Annotated in this window: 20 protein-coding genes; 11 read left to right on the top strand and 9 right to left on the bottom strand. The window is 67.3% G+C overall.

The genetic code is table 11. The features are described from left to right. Window positions 1–19 precede the first annotated feature (19 nt). Entirely contained in the window at window positions 20–703 is a 684-nt protein-coding gene (locus ACIA75_RS34435) for a TetR/AcrR family transcriptional regulator (RefSeq protein WP_397111254.1), read from the bottom strand. 177 nt (window positions 704–880) lie between these two features. Here ACIA75_RS34435 and ACIA75_RS34430 point away from each other — a divergent pair, with 177 nt between their 5' ends. Genes ACIA75_RS34430 through yhjD form a run of 3 tightly spaced genes read left to right on the top strand, consistent with a single transcriptional unit; the run spans window position 881 to window position 3,996 of the window. Beyond that, window positions 881–1,867: an oxygenase MpaB family protein gene (locus ACIA75_RS34430; protein ID WP_397111253.1), complete on the top strand. Its 987-nt coding sequence runs from the start codon at window positions 881–883 to the stop codon at window positions 1,865–1,867. Window positions 1,868–1,888: 21 nt separating this feature from the next. Beyond that, window positions 1,889–2,923 (top strand): tryptophan--tRNA ligase, encoded by a 1,035-nt coding sequence (gene trpS, locus ACIA75_RS34425; protein ID WP_397111252.1) that lies wholly within the window; start codon window positions 1,889–1,891, stop codon window positions 2,921–2,923. Between the two features lie 44 nt (window positions 2,924–2,967). Then, entirely contained in the window at window positions 2,968–3,996 is a 1,029-nt protein-coding gene (gene yhjD / locus ACIA75_RS34420; protein WP_397111251.1) for an inner membrane protein YhjD, read from the top strand. A gap of 31 nt (window positions 3,997–4,027) precedes the next feature. Here the strand turns inward: yhjD and ACIA75_RS34415 are convergent, their stop codons facing one another. The 5 genes from ACIA75_RS34415 to ACIA75_RS34395 form a co-directional block, all read right to left on the bottom strand. Beyond that, on the bottom strand, window positions 4,028–5,329 hold the full coding sequence (locus tag ACIA75_RS34415) for a D-alanyl-D-alanine carboxypeptidase family protein (RefSeq protein WP_397111250.1): 1,302 nt from the start codon (window positions 5,327–5,329) through the stop codon (window positions 4,028–4,030). Between the two features lie 289 nt (window positions 5,330–5,618). Continuing rightward, a complete protein-coding gene (locus ACIA75_RS34410; protein WP_397111249.1) occupies window positions 5,619–6,716 on the bottom strand; it encodes an adenosine deaminase in 1,098 nt (365 codons plus the stop codon). Window positions 6,717–6,971: 255 nt separating this feature from the next. Then, window positions 6,972–8,276 carry a thymidine phosphorylase gene (locus tag ACIA75_RS34405; RefSeq protein WP_397111248.1) on the bottom strand — a complete coding sequence of 435 codons (1,305 nt, stop codon included), beginning with the start codon at window positions 8,274–8,276 and terminating at the stop codon, window positions 6,972–6,974. A gap of 25 nt (window positions 8,277–8,301) precedes the next feature. Further along, window positions 8,302–9,303 (bottom strand): LLM class flavin-dependent oxidoreductase, encoded by a 1,002-nt coding sequence (locus ACIA75_RS34400; RefSeq protein WP_397111247.1) that lies wholly within the window; start codon window positions 9,301–9,303, stop codon window positions 8,302–8,304. 158 nt (window positions 9,304–9,461) lie between these two features. Then, on the bottom strand, window positions 9,462–9,857 hold the full coding sequence (locus tag ACIA75_RS34395; protein ID WP_397111246.1) for a cytidine deaminase: 396 nt from the start codon (window positions 9,855–9,857) through the stop codon (window positions 9,462–9,464). A 495-nt stretch (window positions 9,858–10,352) separates the two neighbouring features. Between ACIA75_RS34395 and ACIA75_RS34390 the strand changes: the two genes are divergently transcribed. The 8 genes from ACIA75_RS34390 to ACIA75_RS34355 all read left to right on the top strand — a co-directional run bounded on the left by ACIA75_RS34390 (window position 10,353) and on the right by ACIA75_RS34355 (window position 17,430). Continuing rightward, complete coding sequence (locus ACIA75_RS34390) at window positions 10,353–10,613, top strand: hypothetical protein (RefSeq protein ID WP_397111245.1); 261 nt, start codon at window positions 10,353–10,355, stop codon at window positions 10,611–10,613. 668 nt (window positions 10,614–11,281) lie between these two features. Further along, window positions 11,282–11,680 carry a succinate dehydrogenase, cytochrome b556 subunit gene (sdhC, locus tag ACIA75_RS34385; RefSeq protein ID WP_397111244.1) on the top strand — a complete coding sequence of 133 codons (399 nt, stop codon included), beginning with the start codon at window positions 11,282–11,284 and terminating at the stop codon, window positions 11,678–11,680. Window positions 11,681–11,683: 3 nt separating this feature from the next. After that, complete coding sequence (locus ACIA75_RS34380) at window positions 11,684–12,115, top strand: succinate dehydrogenase hydrophobic membrane anchor subunit (RefSeq protein WP_397111243.1); 432 nt, start codon at window positions 11,684–11,686, stop codon at window positions 12,113–12,115. A gap of 15 nt (window positions 12,116–12,130) precedes the next feature. Next, window positions 12,131–13,960, top strand: a complete 1,830-nt coding sequence (gene sdhA, locus ACIA75_RS34375; RefSeq protein WP_397111242.1) for a succinate dehydrogenase flavoprotein subunit — start codon at window positions 12,131–12,133, stop codon at window positions 13,958–13,960. Then, complete coding sequence (locus ACIA75_RS34370) at window positions 13,960–14,733, top strand: succinate dehydrogenase iron-sulfur subunit (RefSeq protein WP_397111241.1); 774 nt, start codon at window positions 13,960–13,962, stop codon at window positions 14,731–14,733. Before sdhA ends, ACIA75_RS34370 begins: the two co-directional genes overlap by 1 nt. Before the next feature lie 134 nt (window positions 14,734–14,867). After that, window positions 14,868–15,785, top strand: a complete 918-nt coding sequence (locus ACIA75_RS34365) for a metal ABC transporter substrate-binding protein (protein WP_397111240.1) — start codon at window positions 14,868–14,870, stop codon at window positions 15,783–15,785. Further along, window positions 15,782–16,516 carry a metal ABC transporter ATP-binding protein gene (locus ACIA75_RS34360; RefSeq protein ID WP_397111239.1) on the top strand — a complete coding sequence of 245 codons (735 nt, stop codon included), beginning with the start codon at window positions 15,782–15,784 and terminating at the stop codon, window positions 16,514–16,516. Before ACIA75_RS34365 ends, ACIA75_RS34360 begins: the two co-directional genes overlap by 4 nt. A gap of 5 nt (window positions 16,517–16,521) precedes the next feature. Continuing rightward, on the top strand, window positions 16,522–17,430 hold the full coding sequence (locus ACIA75_RS34355; protein WP_397111357.1) for a metal ABC transporter permease: 909 nt from the start codon (window positions 16,522–16,524) through the stop codon (window positions 17,428–17,430). Window positions 17,431–17,450: 20 nt separating this feature from the next. Here ACIA75_RS34355 and ACIA75_RS34350 read toward each other — a convergent pair whose 3' ends face one another. From ACIA75_RS34350 to ACIA75_RS34340, 3 genes are all read right to left on the bottom strand, one after another. Then, the gene (locus ACIA75_RS34350) at window positions 17,451–18,134 is read right to left on the bottom strand and encodes a RadC family protein (RefSeq protein ID WP_397111238.1); all 684 of its coding nucleotides are present in this window, start codon (window positions 18,132–18,134) and stop codon (window positions 17,451–17,453) included. An 87-nt stretch (window positions 18,135–18,221) separates the two neighbouring features. Further along, the gene (locus ACIA75_RS34345) at window positions 18,222–18,419 is read right to left on the bottom strand and encodes a type II toxin-antitoxin system VapB family antitoxin (protein ID WP_397111237.1); all 198 of its coding nucleotides are present in this window, start codon (window positions 18,417–18,419) and stop codon (window positions 18,222–18,224) included. A 197-nt stretch (window positions 18,420–18,616) separates the two neighbouring features. After that, window positions 18,617–19,870, bottom strand: a complete 1,254-nt coding sequence (locus ACIA75_RS34340) for a primosomal protein (RefSeq protein WP_397111236.1) — start codon at window positions 19,868–19,870, stop codon at window positions 18,617–18,619. Window positions 19,871–19,959: the final 89 nt, after the last annotated feature.

Raw genomic sequence — 19,959 nt, 5'->3', positions numbered from 1 at the left:
GCTCAGCGCGGGGACTCACTCAGCGCTCAGGCGGCGTCGGTGCCTCGGTGTCGGCGTACTCAGTCGGTGTGGTGTCGCGGCGAGCGAAATCCTCGCCGAGGAGGACGAAGACGTCGGTGGTGTAGTCGATGAGGGTGTCGCGGGTGATCGGGAGGTCGCCGCGAACCCAGCTGGTGAGGGTTTGGACCAGGCCGCCGACCAGGTAGGTGGCGCGGAAATCGATCACCGGATCCGGGGCCGGGTCGGTGACGCCGTAAAACTCGATACCCTCGCTGGCTACGAGGCGGGCGAAGACGCGAATGGTTTCGGTGGTGCGGGCGCGTAGTTGCGGGGTGGCCATGGCGGCGACCATGGTGACCTCGGTTTTGCGGGGGTCGTCGGTGAGCAGGTGGATACCGGCGGTGATCGCGGCGTGCGCCTTGGCGCGGGAGTCGCCCGTCGCGGTGTGCGCGGCGGCGACGATGGCCAGCACCAGCTCCTCGGCGATACCGTCCACCAGGGCGGTGAGTACGTCGTCGCGGCTGCTGAAGCTTTCGTAGTAGTAGCGCTCGTTCAGGCCCGCCTCGGTGCACATCCCCGTCACGGTCAGCTTGTCCAGCCCCTGGTTGCCGATGATCTCCAGCGCCGCGTCCAGGAGCGCGACCCGTCGCTGGGCCCGCCGTTCCTCCGCGGACAAACCGCCGTACGTGCGCTGCGCTGCCATCCCTAAATGATGGCGGGTCGGCGGCTCATCGGTGCGGGCGGGGCGAACCGGCCCGGTCGGCAACCGGTCGCTCCTGGCTCGCGGCAGTGGCTTGGGTCGCGCCACATTTCGTCGGGCTCGGGAAATTTGGTGGTAGGCCTTGCCAGAATCTGGTCAACTGGGGGATGCTATTGCCAGATGCGCGGGCGCGCAGCGCTCACTGGTGAGCTGGACCTGGAGGCTGAGATGGCCATGGACACGGGGTACTTTGCCGACGATTCGATGATTCGGCGAGTGATGCGCAAACGGGCCGTCGGGCTCACCTACGGGCTGCGGGCGCTGGTGATCGGGGCGGTGAATCCGCTGCTGTATGTGGGGACCGCGGAATCCACCGAGCACCGGGATACGCCGTATACGCGGCTGGCGCTCACCGGGAAACTGTTCGAGGCCGTGTTCTTCGGGGACAAGGACGAAGCGGATCGGGCGCTCGAGTTCACCGGGAAGAAGCACAAGAAGGTGGTGGGGGTGCTGCCGGAGGATGCGGGGGAGAAGCATCCGGCCGGGTCGGCGTATTCCGCTTACGACCCGCACCTGAGTTTCATGACCATGGCGTTCACCTTCGACTCGTCGGAGGTCATGTACGACCTGCTGGTCCGGCGGCTCACCGACGGGGAGCGCGAGGGCCTGTACCAGGATTATGTGCGCTGGGGCGAACTGTTCGGGATGCCGCGCGAGGCGGCGCCCTCGGACTACCCGGCGTTCCGGAAGTACTTCGACGGATATATCGACTCCGACGAGCTGTTCCTCACCGACGAGGCGCGCAAGGTCGGCAACTATCTCTCCGGGCATACCGTGCCCTACCCGCAGCGGCCGCCGGCGCAGCAGGTGAGTTCGGCGTACTACCTGCTGGTGCAGGGCAGCCTGCCGGAGCGGATCCGGCGGATGTACGGGATCGACTGGAAACGTCGGGACGAGCTCGTCTACCGGAGTGTGGCACAGGCGGTGCGTACCACCCATCAGGTGCCGTCGGCGCTGGTACCGCGGCCGGTGAAAACCGTGCTCAACGGGCCGAGCGCGCCGGTGTACAAGCTGATCACCAAGCAGGAGCAGCAGCTCGCGCGCGGGGGTAAGCGCAGTATGCCCGGGATCGATCCCCGCAAGTGGGCGGAGCGAAATTCCGCTTGAGCCGCATGCGAAGATCGGGGCATGTCCAGTCCTGCCCAGACCCCGGCCGCCGGGGAACGTAAACAGCGGGTGCTGTCCGGTATCCAGCCGACGAGTGCCTCGTTCCATCTCGGGAACTACCTCGGTGCTCTGCAGTACTGGGTGACGCTGCAGGACGACTACGACGCGCTGTACTTCATCCCGGATATGCACGCCATCACGGTGTCGCAGGATCCGAAGGAACTCCGTAAGCGCACCCGGGTCGCGGCGGCGCAGCTGTTCGCCCTGGGGATCGACCCGGATCGGTCCACGCTGTTCGTGCAGTCGCAGGTGCCCGAGCACGCGGAACTGGCCTGGGTGCTCAGCTGTATCACCGGGTTCGGTGAGGCGAGCCGGATGACCCAGTTCAAGGACAAATCGGTGAAGCAGGGGGCGGACAACACCACCGTCGGACTGTTCACCTACCCGGTGCTGATGGCCGCCGATATCCTGCTGTACCGGCCGCATCAGGTGCCGGTCGGGGAGGATCAGCGGCAGCATCTGGAGCTCACCCGCAATCTCGCCCAGCGGTTCAACACGCGGTTCAAGAAGACCTTCGTGGTTCCGGAGGCCCATATCGTCAAGGGCACGGCCAAGATCTACGACCTGCAGGATCCGACCGCCAAGATGAGTAAATCGGCGAGTTCGGACGCGGGTCTGATCAACCTGCTCGACGATCCGAAGGCGACGGCGAAGAAGGTGCGGTCGGCGGTCACCGACACCGAACGCGAAATCCGCTACGACGTGGAGAACAAGCCGGGGGTCAGCAATCTGCTGGTGATCCTGTCCGCGCTCACCGAGACGCCGATCGTGACCCTCGAAAAGGACTATGCGGGTCGCGGATACGGTGACCTGAAAGCCGACGTCGCCGACGCACTGGTCGGATTTGTCACCCCATTGCGGGCGAAAGTGGAAGAGTACATGGCGGATCAGGGCGAACTCGATCGCATCCTCGCGCTCGGCGCGGAGCGTGCGCGCGAGATCGCCGGCAACACTCTCGCACAGGTCTACGACCGGGTCGGGTTCCTCGCCCGCTGATCGGTCGCGCGGCCGGTGCGCGTTGGCGATGAGGGGCGCAGACAGTGCAGGTGATCGACAACGGTAAAGCCGCCGTCCAGCGGATGATCGGGCAGCGGCCCTGGCTCGACCATCTGGTGCGGGCCGCCGGCAGATATCAGAGCCAGCGCGGTGACTACTACGCGGCGGGGATCACCTATTTCACGGTGCTGTCGCTGTTCCCGCTGCTGATGATCGCCTTCGCCATCGCGGGTTTCGTGCTGGCCGGAAACGCGGAATTGCTCGATGAACTGCAGGCGAAAGTCGTCGAGAACATCCCTGGCGAAATGGGAACCCAGCTCAACGATCTGATCGACCAGGCCGTGGGTTCGCGTAGCGCGGTGGGCGTTTTCGGCTTGCTCACCGGGCTGTATTCGGGGCTGGGCTGGATGGCGAACCTGCGCAAGGCGCTGACCGAGCAGTGGGAACAGAAATCCGAGGAACAGAACTGGTTCCGCACCAAACTCTCCGATCTGGGCGCCCTGCTGGGACTGTTCCTGGCGCTGGCGCTGTCGCTCGGATTGTCGGTCCTGGCGTCGAGCCGGCTCGGCGTGCAGTTGCTCGAAGTCGTGGGGCTCGAGGAGATGCCCGGGTCCCGGTGGCTGTTGTGGCTGCTGTCGACGGTCCTCGCCATGGTCGCGTCATGGGCGTTGTTCACCTGGATCATCGCCCGGCTGCCCCGGGAACCCGTGACTCTGCGCAGTGCCGCGAAAGCCGCAGTGCTGGCGGCGATCGGGTTCGAAGTGTTCAAGAACATCGCCAGTATTTATCTGCGGTCCATCCTGAGCAGCCCGGCGGGCGCGGCATTCGGGTCGGTGATCGGCATCATGGTCTTCAGCTATGTGGTGTACCGGATCATCCTGTTCGCCACCGCATGGGCGGCGACCGCGCGAGAGAACGAGCAACTCGTCTCGGTGCCGGTGCCCGGGCCCGCGGTGATCCAGCCACGAATCCAGGACACCGGCCGGCCCCGCCTGGGCGGAGCGGTCGTGCTGTTCGGCGTGGGCGCACTCACCGCGTTGGGGCTCAACGGGTTACGGCGCCGACGCGACTGACACAACCGCGCCGAGGATCCGGCGCGGAAGCTCAGTGACGGCGGGTGCGGATATGCCAGGTTCCCACCAGCAGCACCGGGACCAGGATCAGTCCGGCGACCATGAGCAGCATCCAGAGCTCGTCGTAGGCGCTGTCGGCCGCGGGCTGCGCCGAATACGCGATATCGCCTTCACCGGGAGGTGCTGCCAAACCGGGTGCAGCTGAACCGGATTCGGACTCGTCGCCGGGGATGTCGCCGACCTTCGCTTCCGGGCCCAGCCCGAAACCGTAGTCGAGCAGGCGGGCGGCCTGCTCCCAGGGCCGGATCGGCAGCACATCGGCCTGCAGCAGGGTCACGGACAGGCGGCGCCCGTCGCGTTCGGCGGCCGCGACGAAAGTCTGCCGGGCGTCATCGGTGTAACCCGTTTTGCCGCCCAGCGCGCCGGGATAGTTGTAGAGCAGGCCGTTGTCGTTCGCGATCGGGAAACCGGGATGATCCTGATCGCCGGGAATCGCCGGGTTGGGCGGATAGCCGGGGAAATCGAGTTGTTCGGTGCCGATCATCTGCGCGAACAGCGGTATCGACATGGCTTCGCGGAACAGCAGCGACAGATCGTAGGCCGAGGTGCTCATCCCCGGCCCGTCCAGTCCGGACGGGGTGGCGGCGCGAGTGTCGTAGGCGTGCAGGGATTTCGCGAGGTCGTTCATCTTCGCGATCGCGGCCTCGTCCCCGCCGAGCTGCGCGGCGATCGCGTGCGCGGCGTCGTTCCCGGACGCCATGACCAAGCCGTGTAGTAGCTGGCGGTTGGTATAGCGCCCACCCGGGCCGATGCCGACCCGGGTGCCCTCCACATCGGCGTCGGCCTGGGTGCCGACCACGATCTTGTCCAGGTCGAGGGTGCGCAACGCGACGGTCGCCAGCAGCACCTTGATCGTGCTGGCCGGACGGTAGCGGCCGTGCGGATCCTTGGCGGCCAGCACCGCGCCGGTGTCCAGATCGGAAACCATCCAGGCGGTCGCGGAGATATCCGGCGGTACCGCGGGCGCGCCGGACGGCAGGACCACACCGCACTCGCCGAGGCGTTTACCGCCGATCGGCGGATCGGGCACCGCCAGGGGAGTGGGCGCGGGGTCGCCGGGTTCGGGGACCTCGGAGGCGTCGATCGCCGGCGGCGGCTGGGTCCGCTGCGGGCAGGTATCGGTCACGGGGGTGACGAACGGTGGGACGGTGGGTGGTGGGGGCTGCGCGATCGCGGGCCCGCAGACGGTTATCGGTACGGCCGCGAGGACCGCGGCGGTGAGCACCGAGCCGAAGCGGCGGGCGGTGCGCTGGTGGAGCTCCCTGATGTACATCGACGATGAGCCTAGAAGTTTTGGACCGTCGATGCTGCTTCCGGGCTTCCCGGGCGTCGGACCTGCGCAGAAGTGCGGGGCAGCGACCGGGCCGCACTGCTGACAATCGGGCCGCCACCGGGCATCGGGCCCGAAGCAGGCGCCGGCCGGTGGTGCCGGCGTGTCGTGCTGCCGCCGCCCGAGGTGGGCGGCGCACCGAACCGAACGTGCTCACCCGACCCGTGGCGGTCCCATAGCAGCCGATCGAACCGGACGTGCCCAGCGTCGGTGCCGAACCCGACGAAACAGCTCACCCCAGCAGTACGGCGTACCCCGGTTTGATGATGTCGTCGATGATCCGCAGCCGCTCCGGGAACGGGATGAACGCCGATTTCATCGCGTTGATCGTGAAGCGTTCCAGATCGCTCCAGCCGTAGCCGAAGGTCTGGTGCAGTTTCAGCATCTCCCGGCTCATACTGGTATCGCTCATCAGCCGGTTGTCGGTGTTCACCGTGACCCGGAAGCGCAGCCGGGCCAGCAGGTCGAACGGATGTTTGTCCAGTGAGGGAACCGCCCCGGTCTGGACGTTCGACGAGGGACACAACTCGAGCGGCACCCGGGTATCGCGAACGTATTGGGCGAGCCGGCCCAACCGGGCATCCTCGATCCCGCCCGGGGCTTCGATATCGTCGACGATCCGTACCCCGTGGCCCAGCCGGTCGCAGCCGCAGAAGGCCAGCGCCTCGTGGATGGACGGCAGCCCGAAGGCCTCACCCGCGTGGATGGTGAAATGCGCGTTGTTGACCCGCATATATTCGAAGGCATCCAGATGCCGGGTGGGCGGATAACCGGCCTCCGCGCCCGCGATATCGAAACCGCACACCCCCCGATCCCGGAATCGCACCGCCAGCTCCGCGATCTCCCGCGACCGCGCGGCATGGCGCATGGCGGTCAGCAGGCAGCGCACCACAATCGGCTGCCCGGCGGCGGCCGCCGCCGCCTCCCCGGCCGCGAACCCGGCCAGCACGTGCTCGACCACCTCGTCGAGGGAGAGGTCCTGCTCCAGATGCTGTTCGGGCGCGAAACGCACCTCGGCGTAGACCACGCCGTCGGCGGCCAGGTCCTCGGCGCATTCCCGGGCCACCCGGTGCAAACCCGCCGGGGTCTGCATCACCGCGACGGTATGGGAGAAGGTCTCCAGATAGCGTTCCAGCGAGCCGCTGTCGGCCGCGTCGCGGAACCACCGCGCCAGCGAATCGGCATCGTCCGCGGGGAGCTGGTCGTAGCCGCATTCGCGGGCGAGTTCGAGCACGGTGCCGGGCCGCAGACCTCCGTCGAGGTGATCGTGCAGAAGTGCCTTCGGCGCCCGGCGGAGCGTTGCGAGATCCAGCGGCATGGGTCCGGTCATGTATCGACGGTATCGCCGAATTCCCGGCCGGGCAGCCGGATGCTCCAAAAGGTCCCACCTCTTCGGCTACCGCTCACCTCGAGTTCCCGCGGCCGTCAGCCGGTGGTCGCGGGGCAGATGGGTTCCGGACCGGGGCGCCGGTTCCGGTGGTACCGGCCCGGTGCCGGTCCGGCGGCCCTCCACCGGAACATCCCGTGGGGTTTGTATCCGCGCGCAGGACGAGAGGTGGACGCGGCTTCGGCAGCGGTGCCGGATTCAGGACCTGCCGTCGCCCACTCTGTCCAGGATCAGTGGGCCACGGGGGTTGTGGCGCGGGGATTGCGGACTGATGGCGATCGCTTCGGACAACGCCTCCAACGCCCCGGGCAGCGCGTGCGGTGTATCGGTATGCAGGGTGAATAGGGGGCGACCGGCAGTCACCTGGTCCCCGACGGTCGCGTGCAGTCGTACACCGGCGGCGGATTGGACCGGATCGCCCTGCCGGGCCCGCCCGGCTCCCAACCGCCATGCGGCGATCCCGACTGCCCGGGCGTCGAGGCGGGTCAGCGTGCCCGAGGTGGGTGCGGACAGAGTTTCGGTGTGGGCGGCGGACGGCAGCGGCGCGTCCGGGTCGCCGCCCTGGGCGTGGATCATGCCGCGCCAATGGTCCATCGCGCGTCCGTCGGCGAGCGCGTCCGCCGGATCGGTGTCCAACCCGGCCAGCGTGACCATTTCCCGGGCCAGCGCCAGGGTCAGCTCGACCACGTCGGCCGGGCCGCCGCCGGCCAGCACCTCCACCGCTTCGGCGACCTCGAGCGCATTGCCCGCGGTGCGTCCGAGCGGGGTGTCCATTGCCGTCAGCAGGGCGACTGTCCGCACCCCGGCGTCGGCGCCCAGTTCGACCATGGTGGTGGCCAGGGCGTGCGCCTCGGCGTGGGTCGGCATGAACGCGCCCGAACCGACCTTCACATCGAGCACCAGCGCGGCGGTGCCCTCGGCGATCTTCTTGCTCATGATCGAACTGGCGATCAGCGGAATCGACTCGACCGTTCCGGTGGTATCGCGCAGTGCGTAGAGACGTTTGTCCGCGGGTGCGAGATCGGCGCCGGCGGCGCAGACCACGGCGCCGACGGCCGGATCGGTCAGGATTTCGCGCATCCGGTCCGGGCCGAGGTCGGCGCGCCACCCGGGGATGGATTCGAGCTTGTCCAGCGTGCCGCCGGTGTGGCCCAGCCCGCGACCCGACAGTTGCGGTACCGCCGCGCCGCAGGCCGCCACGAGCGGGGCCAGCGGCAGGGTGATCTTGTCCCCGATACCGCCCGTGGAGTGCTTGTCGACCGTGGGCCGGGGCAGGTCGGTGAAATCCAGCCGGCGGCCGGAGTCGATCATCGCGCGGGTCCAGCGGGCGGTCTCGCGCCGGTTCATCCCGCGCCAGACGATCGCCATGGCCAGCGCCGCCATCTGCTCGCCGGCCATCACATCATGGGTGAAAGCGTTTATCGCCCAATCGATTTGCTCGTCGGAAAGCTCGGCGCCGTCCCGTTTCGCCCGGATGATCGATATCGCGTCGTGTGCCGTCACGCACCCAGTCTCGCAGCGTGCGCGTTCATTCCTGCAGCGCGCGCAGAGTTTCGAGGCGTTGCTGCACGGTCGGGCCCGTGGGCGCCACGATGATCTCGTCCGCGCCGGTCTCCTTCACCAGGGTGTCGAGGCGGTCCAGCACCTGATCGCGGGTGCCCACGGCCTGATCGGCGTTGCGGTCGTCGACGAAGGCGTTCTCCGCGTCGGACCACGGATGCGCCTCCGCCTCGGCGAGGGTCGGGATGCGCTGCGGAAGCTGACCGGTGCGCATCCGCAACTGCACCAGGCTCTGCGGCAGGGTGCGGCGGCGGGCCTCCGCTTCGGTATCGGCGACGACGGTCGCCACCGCGAGCATGGAACGCGGTTCGCTCAGGATCTCGGAGGGCCGGAATTCGCGGCGGTACAGCTCGAAAACCAGCGGAGTGGTGCGCCCGCCCGCGAAATGGTGCGCGAACGCGAACGGCAGACCCATCATGGCGGCGAGCCGGGCGCTGAAATCACTGGACCCGAGCAGCCACATTTCGGGCGGATCACCCTCACCCGGAATCGCCCGGACCCGGTCACCCTGCCCGCCCTGTAGCGGGGGGATCGTGCCGAAATAGGCGAGTAGTTCCACCACCTGCTTGGGAAAGTCCTCCACGGCTTCGGCGGCGGCGCCGCGCCGGATGATGGACGAGATCAGCGGATCGGTGCCCGCGGCCCGGCCCAGGCCCAGGTCGATCCGATCCCCGTACAGCGCGACCAGGGTGCCGAACTGCTCGGCCACGACCAGGGCCGCGTGATTGGGCAGCATCACCCCACCGGACCCGACCCGGATCCGCTCGGTCGCGGCCGCCACGGCGGCGATCAGCACCGGCGGCGCCGAACTCGCGATCCCCGGCATCCCGTGGTGCTCGGCCACCCAGAACCGGTGGAACCCCAGTCGCTCGGCTTCGCGGGCGACGGTCAGGGTATCGGCGAGTGCCTGCCGGTGTGATCCGTCGGCGGCGACGGCGGCCAGATCGAGGACGGAGAGGGGAACGGTCATACCCGGGACCAACCCGCGGGGGCCCGCCGAGATTCCGCGCGGCCGGATTGCGTGGCACACCCGGCCGGGCACAGTTCCCGGCAGCATCGCCGCCACTACCCGGGATTGTTGTCTGTGGCCGGTCGGGTGGGGGCGCCGCCGCATCCGGGCGCCGCTGTTCAGGTGCGGCCGGCCGCCAGGTCGTCGGGGCCGAAGGCATCACGCAGCAGGTCGCCCAGCGGGACCGGTCCGCCGGGGTGGTCGATCAGCAGCTCTTTACCGCCGAACTCGTACAGCACCTGCCGGCACCGGCCGCAGGGGAGCAGGATCGCGCCCCGCGAATCGCAGACCGACACCGCGATCAGGCGGCTGCCCGACCGGGTCCGATGGTTGCCGGCCAGCACGCATTCCGCGCACAGCCCGAGCCCGTACGACACGTTCTCCACATTGCAGCCGATCGAGATTCCCTCCCCGTCCCAGCCGGCCGCTCCCACCGGGAACCGGGAGTAGGGCGCGTAGGCCTTACTCATCACCTCGGCGGCCGCGGCACGCAGACTTACCCAGTCGATATCCATTCGTACTCCCGTGGTCGGTGTATCAACGTTCGAACGACTCGGCTCTGCATCCTCCCTCCCCGGCTCCGGCACCGAACTCAGCGAGGCCTTCGATCTACCAGCCGCCCGCACCAGTCCGAATGTCCCCAGCGTCCGTGCCGAGCCCAGCGAGGCTCTCGAACGTCCAGCCCACCTCCGTCCCCGAACGTGCCCAGCGGCGGCGCCGAGTCTTACGAGGCCCTTGGAGGTTCCATAACCCCGATCGAACCTGACGTGCCCAGCGGCGGCGCCGAGTTCAGCGAGGCCCTTGGAGGTTTTGGCCCGGCCCTGCTTTCAGCCCTCGAAGCGCATGCGGCGAAGCCGCGAGTCTCGAGGGCTCAAAGCAGGGCCCAAGGGGGGCCAAAACCCCCGCGCGCGCCAGCGCGCCAAAGACGCTGAAACACGAGGGTCGGTCTGGAGATATGTAAGGTGCCCGGCCATCCGGTCCGGGTCTCGTGGTCGCCAGGAAGGTATCGAATGACGCTGCCGAAGTTCCTGATCGTCATGGTGTATTCGAAGCTGTTGTTGTCCAGGCTCAATGTGTTCGACGAGGTCGAGGTGCAGCTGGAGTACCAGATCGTGCCCGATTACGACGCCGATCCGGCGGTCGGCAAGTATCCGGAGAGTGCGGCGGCGAGCCAGGCGCTCCTCGGACATGTGACCGGGGATGTCGTCGACACGGTGTTCAACTATGAAGCGGTGCGGTTGCGGGTCGAGGCGATCGGCGAAGGCGACTGACCTGCACCGTGGCACGCCATCGGGGTGTGTTCTCGGCGCCGGGCCGGGCGGGCTTTCCGCGCGGCGCGGCGCCGACGCCCGGGTGGTGGCCGGGACGTGGCGCGGCGGCCGGGCCCGGCGCCGTCGCGTTCCGCGAGTTTTCGGAAGATCTCCCCGGCCGCCCGAACTCTCGGCTACTCTTGGGTAACTTGGCTTCCCTGACTGAGACATTTTGCACATTGCCGCCGCGCACAATGGCGACTTCGGCATTGAGAGCATTCCTCGTCGCCGGAAATCGGGACGCAGTCGCCTGCATTCGATCTGGATTGCGAAAGTCGTTGTCAGGCAATGATTTGCAGCGAAAATACCACTGTGCGGGGTATTCCGTACGTGGGGTTGTGCGGGCGTGGGCGACCCGCCGCGTAACCCCGTGGCGACCATGCAAAGGTAACCCTAACCTGTCGGATATCGGCACAACGCGCGGCACGCCGAATTAGTTCCCCGAATGTGAGGGGATTAGAGTCCAGAACAGATCGGTTACGCGTTCGGCGGCGGCGAGCCCAGCGACAGCGACCCCGGGTTAGGGCACTGTCACATCCGGCTGGTGCGTCACCGAATTCCGGCCCCGCCGCACCGGTGCCGGGAGCTGTGACCGGGTCCATCAACGATGTTGGAGGCACCGAGACGCTATGGCCACGATAGAAGCTCCGGCTCAGCCGAAGCGCAAGACGCTGTACCGCGGCGACCCCGGAATGTGGTCCTGGGCCCTGCACCGGATCACCGGTGTCACGGTCTTCTTCTTCCTTTTCGTGCACGTCCTGGATACCGCGCTGGTCCGGGTCAGTCCCGAAATGTACGACGAAGCGATCGCGATCTACAAGACCCCGATCGTCGCGCTCATGGAAATGGGCCTCGTCTTCTGCGTGCTGTTCCATGCGCTCAACGGTGTGCGGGTCATCCTGGTGGACTTCTGGGCCAAGGGCCCGCGCTACCAGAAGCAGATGCTCTGGGGCATCCTCGGCCTGCTGGTGGTGCTCATGGTGCCTTCGATCGGCCGCATGTTCTACCTACTGTTGACGGAGCACTGAGACATGACTGCACCCGTTCTCGGCAAGTCCCACGATCGCCCGGCCAGCCTGGATCTGCCACGCTCCCCCCGGGCCCACACCGGTGGCAACTTCGAGAAGTACGCGTGGCTGTTCATGCGCTTCTCCGGTCTCGCGCTGATCGTGCTGGTTCTCGGCCATATGGCGATCATGCTGCTGCTCGACGGTGGTGTGAAGCGGCTGAACTTCGCGTTCGTCGCCGGCCGCTGGTCCAGTCCGTTCTGGCAGATCTGGGATCTGTCCATGCTGTGGCTGGCGCAGCTGCACGGTGGTAACGGGCTGCGCACCGTGATCGCCGACTACTCGCGCAAGGACTCGACCCGCTTCTGGCTGAACACCCTGCTGGTGCTGTCGATGATCCTGATCATGGGCGTGGGCACCTACGTCATCTTCACCTTCGACCCCAACATCAGTTAGGAACGGCCCCCTCGCATGAGTGAGCGCAGCGAACGAACCGACGTGGCAGCTGAGAGCAGCGAACGAACCGACGCCACTGTTGAGTCTCGGCCTGTTCAGGAGCACCGCTACGACGTCGTGATCGTCGGCGCCGGTGGCGCGGGTATGCGGGCGGCCATCGAGGCGGGCCCCCGGGCCCGCACCGCGGTGCTGACCAAGCTGTACCCGACGCGCAGCCACACCGGCGCGGCGCAGGGCGGTATGTGCGCGGCCCTGGCCAACGTCGAAGAGGACAACTGGGAGTGGCACACCTTCGACACGGTCAAGGGTGGTGACTACATCGTCGACCAGGACGCCGCGGAGATCATGGCCAAGGAGGCCATCGATGCCGTCCTCGACCTGGAGAAGATGGGTCTGCCGTTCAACCGGACGCCCGAGGGCAAGATCGACCAGCGACGGTTCGGCGGGCACACCCGCGACCACGGCAAGGCGCCCGTGCGGCGCGCCTGCTACGCCGCCGACCGTACCGGTCACATGATCCTGCAGACGCTCTACCAGAACTGCGTCAAGCACGACGTGGAGTTCTACAACGAGTTCTATGCGCTGGACCTCGTGATGACCGAGACCGATCGCGGTCCGGTCGCCACCGGTGTGGTCGCCTACGAGCTGGCCACCGGCGAACTGCACGTGTTCCACGCCAAGTCGATCGTCTTCGCCACCGGCGGTTCCGGCCGGATGTACAAGACCACCTCGAACGCGCACACGCTGACCGGTGACGGGATGGCGATCGTGTTCCGCAAGGGCCTGCCGCTCGAGGATATGGAATTCCACCAGTTCCATCCGACGGGCCTGGCCGGCCTGGGCATCCTCATCTCCGAGGCGGTCCGCGGTGAGGGTGGCATCCTGCGCAATGCCGACGGTGAACGGTTCATGGAGCGCTACGCACCCACCATCAAGGACCTCGCGCCGCGCGATATCGTCGCCCGCTCGATGGTGCTCGAGGTGCTGGAAGGCCGCGGCGCCGGACCGAACAAGGATTACGTCTACATCGACGTGACCCACCTCGGCGAGGACGTGCTCGAGGAGAAACTGCCCGATATCACCGAGTTCTCCCGCACCTATCTCGGCGTGGACCCGGTGAAGGAACTGGTACCGGTCTTCCCGACCTGCCACTACGTCATGGGCGGTATCCCCACCCGGATCCAGGGCGAGGTGCTGCGCAACAACACCGATGTCGTGCCCGGGCTGTACGCCGCCGGCGAATGCGCGTGCGTTTCGGTGCACGGCGCGAACCGCCTCGGCACCAACTCGCTGCTCGATATCAATGTGTTCGGCCGCCGTGCGGGTATCGCCGCCGCCGAATACGCGCAGCGCGCCGAATTCGTCGATATGCCGGAACAGCCGGCGCGGATGGTGCAGGACTGGCTGTCGCTGATCCTGTCCGACCACGGCAACGAGCGGGTCGCCGATATCCGCACCGAACTGCAGAAGTCGATGGACAACAACGCCTCGGTGTTCCGCACCGAGGACACGCTCAAGCAGGCCCTCACCGATATCCACGCGCTCAAGGAGCGCTACGCCCGGATCACGGTGCAGGACAAGGGCAAACGCTACAACAGTGATCTGCTCGAGGCCCTGGAGCTGGGCTTCCTGCTGGAGCTGGCCGAAGTCACGGTGGTCGGCGCGCTCAACCGTAAGGAATCGCGCGGCGGCCACGCCCGCGAGGACTATCCCGACCGCGACGATGTGAACTTCATGCGGCACACGATGGCCTACAAGGAAGGCGCGGATCTCCTCTCGGATATCCGGCTCGACTTCAAGCCCGTGGTGCAGACCCGTTACGAGCCGATGGAGCGTAAGTACTGATGACCGCTGTAGCCGAAAAGCCCGCAGCCGCGAATCCGGCGCCGGTGCCCGAGGGCTCGACCATGATCACCGTCAAGGTGGCCAGGTTCAACCCGGAGGACGGCCAGGGGCAGCGCTGGGAGTCGTTCCAGGTGCCGGCCCTGTCGACGGACCGGTTCCTCAACATCCTCATCTACATCAAGTCCTACCTGGACGGCACGCTCACCTTCCGCCGCTCCTGCGCGCACGGTGTGTGCGGATCCGACGCGATGCGGATCAACGGGGTGAACCGGCTGGCCTGCAAGGTTCTGATGAAGGACATGCTGCCGAAGAACGGTAAGCCGGTCACCATCACCGTGGAACCCATTCGCGGCCTGCCGGTCGAGAAGGACCTGGTCGTGGACATGGAGCCGTTCTTCGACGCGTTCCGGGCGGTGAAGCCGTACCTGATCACCTCCGGCAACGAGCCGACCTACGAGCGGATCCAGAGCCAGGCCGACCGGGCCCGGTTCGACGACACCACCAAATGCATCCTGTGTGCCTGCTGCACCACGTCCTGCCCGGTGTACTGGCACGACGGCAGCTACTTCGGCCCGGCCGCGATCGTGAACGCGCACCGCTTCATCTTCGACAGCCGTGACGAGGCCGCCCGGGAACGCCTGGACATCCTCAACGAGGTCGACGGGGTGTGGCGCTGCCGCACCACGTTCAACTGCACGGATGCCTGCCCACGCGGGATCGAGGTCACCAAGGCGATCCAGGAAGTGAAGCGCGCCCTGTTGTTCGCGCGCTGAGCTTTTGCCTGCAGAACCGCTCCCGTGCCGGTCACGGGGGCGGTTTTGTTTTCCCCGTCGATAGGGTTTCGTCACACGAACTTGATAATTCGGGTACCCGAACTTACCATTTCAACTGGAAGGCGGTGGTTCGGATGCGGGTGTTTCTCCGGGCCACGGCTGCCCTGGTGGCCTGCGGTATGGCGATTGTGCTCACCGCCTGCGCGACGTTCCATCTGCCGCGCACCGGTAAGCCGGTGGTGGTCACCACCTTCACGGTGCTGGCCGATATCGCCGCCAATGTGGCCGGTGAGCATCTCGAGGTGCAGTCGCTGACCAAGGCCGGCGCGGAGATCCACGGCTACGAACCGACTCCCGGGGATATCAAACGAGCCGCCAAGGCGGATCTCATCCTGGACAACGGCATGAACCTGGAGGCATGGTTCGGTCAGTTCGTCGCCGATCTGGACGCCGACCACGTGACGGTGAGCGATGGCGTCGCGTCGGTGCCCATCACCTCGGACGCCTATGCGGGCAAACCCAATCCGCACGCCTGGATGTCGCCGCTGAACGTGCAGACCTATGTGGACAATATGGTCGCCGCGTTCACCCGGCTCGCCCCCGAACACGGCGCCGCGTTCCGCGCCAACGGGGAGAGCTACAAACTCCGGTTACAGCAGGTCCACGACGAGCTCGTGGCCGAGTTGCGGGATCTGCCCCGGCGGCAGCGGGCCCTGGTGACCTGCGAGGGTGCGTTCTCCTACCTGGCCCGCGACGCCGGTTTGTCCGAGGCTTACATCTGGCCGGTCAACGCCGAACAGCAGGCCACGCCGCAGCAGATCACCCGGGTGATCGAATATGTGCGCGACAACCAGGTGCCCGCGGTGTTCTGTGAATCCACCGTCTCCGACGCGCCGATGCAGCGGGTCGTCGAGGCCACCGGCGCCCGCTTCGGCGGTGTGCTCTACGTGGATTCGCTGTCCACCGCCGACGGGCCCGTGCCGACCTACCTGGATCTGGTCCGGCACGACGCCGAGACCATCGCCGCCGCACTCACCGGGAGCCGGTCATGACAGTCCCAGCGATCGACGTCGACGGCGTCACGGTCTACTACGGCCAGGTGCAGGCCCTGGACCAGGTGCGGCTGACCGTGGACGCGGGACGGGTGTGCGCGCTGATCGGAATGAACGGGTCGGGAAAATCGACCCTGTTCAAAACCCTCATGGGCATGATCGTCCCGGATCGCGGAACGGTCCGGATCGGCGGCGCCACACCGCCCGCGGCGCGCCGGGCCGGGGTTCTCGGTTATGTGCCGCAGAGCGAAGCCGTGGACTGGTCCTTTCCGCTGTCGGTACGCGATGTGGTCACCACGGGACGCTACGGCCGGATGGGCTTCACCAGGCGCGCGAGCCGCGCGGACCGCGCCGCTGTGGACGAGGCACTCGAACGCGTCGAACTGACCGATCTGGCGGACCGGCAGATCGGGCGACTGTCCGGCGGCCAGCGTAAACGCGCGTTCGTCGCCCGGGGGATCGCGCAGGGCGCCCGGATCCTGCTGCTCGACGAACCGTTCGCCGGGGTGGACAAACGGTCCGAGGCGACGATCACCGGGCTGCTCCGTGAACTGGCCGCCGGCGGGGCCACCGTGCTGATCTCCACCCATGATCTGCATGCCCTGCCCGGGCTGGCCCACGAGGCGGTGTTGCTGATGCGCCGGGTACTCGTCCACGGCAGCCCGGAGGAAGCCCTGCGGCCGGAGAACCTCGCCCTGGCCTTCGGGCTCGACGTCCTGGAACAGCGGTGAATGCGATGGATCTGGTGGAATTCCTGCTCGAACCCCTGCGGTACGCGTTCATGGTGCGGGCGTTCACCGCCGGGGTCGTCGCGGCGATCGTCTGCGGACTGCTCTCCTGCTGGCTGGTGCTCGTCGGCTGGTCGCTGATGGGCGATGCGGTATCGCACGCCGTGCTGCCGGGGGTGGTGCTCGCCTATATCGCCGGGGTGCCGTTCGCCGTCGGCGCGGTCGTCTTCGGGTTCCTGGCCGTCGCCCTGATCGGCCTGGTCCGGGACACCAGCCGGGTGAAGGAAGACGCCGCCATCGGCATCGTGTTCACCACGCTGTTCGCCCTCGGCCTGGTGCTGATCTCGGTGACACCGAGCGATACCGATCTGAACCACATCATCTTCGGCAATCTGCTGGGCGTCAGCCGGGGTGAACTGATCCAGATCACCGGATTGGCCGCGCTGGTTTTCCTGGCGCTGGTGCTCAAACGCCGCGATTTCACGCTCTACGCGTTCGACCCCGTGCACGCCTACGCGATCGGCCTGAACCCGCGCGTTCTCGGTGCGACCCTGCTCGGCCTGCTCGCGCTGACCTCGGTGGTGGCGCTGCAGGCGGTGGGGGTGATCCTGGTGGTGGCCATGCTGATCATCCCGGGTGCCACCGCCTATCTGCTCACCGACCGGTTCGGCCGCATGCTGGTACTCGCCCCGGCCATCTCGGCGGTCTGTGCCGTCGCCGGGCTCTACGTGAGCTATTACGCCGATACCGCACCCGGGGCGACGATGGTCCTGGCGCAGGGCGCCGTGTTCACCGCCGTCTACCTGTTCGCGCCGCGGCAAGGCCTGATCGGATCGCGGGTCGTTGCCGCCCGGCGACGGGCCCGGCACGTGACCGGTGGCACGGCAGCGGACAAGGTGGGCGAACCACTGCACTGACCGATGCGCTCGAGCTCGGTTCACGAGGTCATCTCCTCGAGCGGAGCGGCGCGCCGCCAATCCTCGCCGGCGAGCACCACATGATCCAGAAATCGCAGGCCCACCGTCTGTGCCGCGGCGGCGAGCACACTACTCGCGCGCCTGTCGTCGAGGCTCGGCGCGGGATCGCCGGACGGGTGGTTGTGGACGAGCGCGAAGGCACGGCCGTCGTGGCGCAGCACCGTGTTCAGGATTTCGCGCACCGGCACCGCGACCTCGTCGATCGCGCCCTCGGCCACGAACACCGACCGCCGCAGCCGGTTGCGCGCATCGCAGACCAGCACCAGCAGGCGTTCCACCCGGGCGCCGGAGAACAGCGGCCACGCCGCCCGCGCCACATCGGCCGCGCGGAGCAGCGGCGCCGCGGGTGCCGGATCGGTGCGGGCACGTGCGGCGAGTTGAAAGGCGGCGATGATCGTCGCGGCCTTGGCCGTACCCACCCCGCAGTGACGGCTGAGCTCCTCCGGGCGGGCCGAGGCCAGCCCGGACACGCCGCCGAACTCGGCGAGCAGGGCGAGAGCGAGTTCCACCGCACTCGCCCCACGTTTGCCCTGACCGAGCAGGAGGGCCAATAGTTCGCCGTCGCTCAGCGCTTGCGGGCCCAATGCGCACAGCCGCTCGCGCGGCCGCTGGGCCCGCGGCATATCGGTGATCGGTACCGGCATGATTCCCCCTCCAGACTCCTCGAGTCCGGATCATGCCAGCGGGTACCGACAGTATTCGGCGACACTCGCCCGCGTGGTCGGGCGAGTTCAGCCCTTGCTGATCGCGGGCTGCGGTGAACGGTTCAGTGCCGACGCGGCCAGCCGCTCGAAATGCCGCAGCTGCCTTTCGTGGACCACGATCCGGCGCAGCGCCTCGTGAATGGTTGCCTTACTGGTCTCCGTGCCCATGATTGCGCCGGCGGCCGCCAGCAGATCCTGATCCAGATCGATCCGCACTGTCGGCATGCGTCCTCCTTTGGTACATCCGCCCTACTGCGACGGTATGTGCCGCTCCGCCCGGAATGAGCCGGCCGGGTCTGCGCTACGACAAACACCGCTGGTCGGACAGTTTGCCGAGTCGATGCTGGTTTATCGACCGAATGAACCGTCGTGTGTCCACATCGAGACCTAACGGGGCAGCCACGCCGGAGTCTGCGGGCGAATCAGCGCGGCGTCAGCCGGGACTCGAAATTACGCTCCAGTTCCCGCCAGGCCCGGGCCTCGGTATCGAACGGCGGATTGGGTGCCATCCGCGTCGGATCCGGGTTCAGCAGGTAGGAGACGTACCAGCCGAGCGGGGTCGATTTCGCCAGCGCCTGTTCGACCGCGTCGTCGTCGGCGTAATCGGCGGCGTCGGTGAACAACTCCAGCACCAGATCCAGCTGTTCGGTGTCCACCGCTTCGGGACCCTCGGCCAGATCATCGGCCAGACCGGGCAGTACGTAGACGTTCTCGTCGGTGACCTCGACCTCCAGCGAACCGTCCACCGCCGCCGTTTGCACCTCGGCAAAGGTGCTCACCCGCGCCAGATCGTGTTCGTGATCATCGGCGAGGAAACGGGCGAGCGCGCGTTCGCTACCGAATACGGAGATCGAGTTCTTGGCACCGAGGAAGATCGGTTCGTCGTCGAGATAGCAGCGCAGCGTGAAGTATTCCGCGTCCGAGGTGACGATTTTGACCGGGTCGATTCCGACTTCCTCCCAGAAGGTGAGGTCCGCGTCGTCGGTGTCGTCCTCGTCGGCATCCAGATCGACCGGCTCGAAATCGCTGTCGTCGTCGGTATCGGCGACATCGTCGGCGTCGACCTCGTTCTCCTCGGCGGCGAGCAGCTCCGCCTCGGCCAAGGCCACCGCTTCGGCGTCTACGGACGGCACCCGCACCACCGAATCGATCGCGTCCAGTACGTCGTCCCAGCTCTTGGCGACGGCGGCACCGATCTGATCCCAGAGTTCGAGGCCTTCGCGGCCCACGAACATCGTGGTACCGCCGGCCAGCGCACTGAGTGACGGATGGGTGCCGAAGAACTTCGTCACCGCCTCGAGTTCACAGACCTCGCCGATATTGCGGACCATGGCGAGGGTGTCCTCGAGCTCGGCGACGGTGTCCACATCCGGCTCACCGGCAGCCAGCTCCGGCACCCCGACCAGGTCGAAGGAGTAGTTGTCCTCGGGCTCCAATTCGGCGGCCGACAGCCCCGCGACCACCTTCCAGGCGGGATGGTCGACCAGGTCGTTATCGGAGTCGGTCCGGATGAAGGCCGCTAGCTCGGCCACGGACTCGAAGCCGTAGAGGGCGTCCTCATGTCCTAGGAACGCTTCCCACTCGTCGTCACCATCACGCCAGCGCGGTGCCCACAGGGTGACGAGATCGCCGTCGGTCAGACCGAGCTCGATCGGGACGATGTCTCCAGAAGCCATACGCGGAAGCCTAATAGGTCCAGCTGGGCGAAGCCCACCCCTGGTGGCGCACGACTGTCACACAGCCGGAATATGCAGGTTACGCGGGA

This window comes from Nocardia sp. NPDC051750 (genome assembly GCF_044453135.1).
Taxonomy (GTDB): domain Bacteria; phylum Actinomycetota; class Actinomycetes; order Mycobacteriales; family Mycobacteriaceae; genus Nocardia.
This window is presented reverse-complemented; position numbering and strand designations above follow the sequence as displayed.

Coding starts and splice junctions, on each gene's coding strand:
- ACIA75_RS34435 (WP_397111254.1), bottom strand. CDS start 703: ATGGCAGCGCAGCGCACGTACGGCGGTTTGTCCGCGGAGGAACGGCGG.
- ACIA75_RS34430 (WP_397111253.1), top strand. CDS start 881: ATGCGCGGGCGCGCAGCGCTCACTGGTGAGCTGGACCTGGAGGCTGAG.
- trpS (WP_397111252.1), top strand. CDS start 1,889: ATGTCCAGTCCTGCCCAGACCCCGGCCGCCGGGGAACGTAAACAGCGG.
- ACIA75_RS34415 (WP_397111250.1), bottom strand. CDS start 5,329: ATGTACATCAGGGAGCTCCACCAGCGCACCGCCCGCCGCTTCGGCTCG.
- ACIA75_RS34410 (WP_397111249.1), bottom strand. CDS start 6,716: ATGACCGGACCCATGCCGCTGGATCTCGCAACGCTCCGCCGGGCGCCG.
- ACIA75_RS34400 (WP_397111247.1), bottom strand. CDS start 9,303: ATGACCGTTCCCCTCTCCGTCCTCGATCTGGCCGCCGTCGCCGCCGAC.
- ACIA75_RS34395 (WP_397111246.1), bottom strand. CDS start 9,857: ATGGATATCGACTGGGTAAGTCTGCGTGCCGCGGCCGCCGAGGTGATG.
- ACIA75_RS34390 (WP_397111245.1), top strand. CDS start 10,353: ATGACGCTGCCGAAGTTCCTGATCGTCATGGTGTATTCGAAGCTGTTG.
- sdhC (WP_397111244.1), top strand. CDS start 11,282: ATGGCCACGATAGAAGCTCCGGCTCAGCCGAAGCGCAAGACGCTGTAC.
- ACIA75_RS34380 (WP_397111243.1), top strand. CDS start 11,684: ATGACTGCACCCGTTCTCGGCAAGTCCCACGATCGCCCGGCCAGCCTG.
- sdhA (WP_397111242.1), top strand. CDS start 12,131: ATGAGTGAGCGCAGCGAACGAACCGACGTGGCAGCTGAGAGCAGCGAA.
- ACIA75_RS34370 (WP_397111241.1), top strand. CDS start 13,960: ATGACCGCTGTAGCCGAAAAGCCCGCAGCCGCGAATCCGGCGCCGGTG.
- ACIA75_RS34365 (WP_397111240.1), top strand. CDS start 14,868: ATGCGGGTGTTTCTCCGGGCCACGGCTGCCCTGGTGGCCTGCGGTATG.
- ACIA75_RS34360 (WP_397111239.1), top strand. CDS start 15,782: ATGACAGTCCCAGCGATCGACGTCGACGGCGTCACGGTCTACTACGGC.
- ACIA75_RS34355 (WP_397111357.1), top strand. CDS start 16,522: ATGGATCTGGTGGAATTCCTGCTCGAACCCCTGCGGTACGCGTTCATG.
- ACIA75_RS34350 (WP_397111238.1), bottom strand. CDS start 18,134: ATGCCGGTACCGATCACCGATATGCCGCGGGCCCAGCGGCCGCGCGAG.
- ACIA75_RS34345 (WP_397111237.1), bottom strand. CDS start 18,419: ATGCCGACAGTGCGGATCGATCTGGATCAGGATCTGCTGGCGGCCGCC.
- ACIA75_RS34340 (WP_397111236.1), bottom strand. CDS start 19,870: ATGGCTTCTGGAGACATCGTCCCGATCGAGCTCGGTCTGACCGACGGC.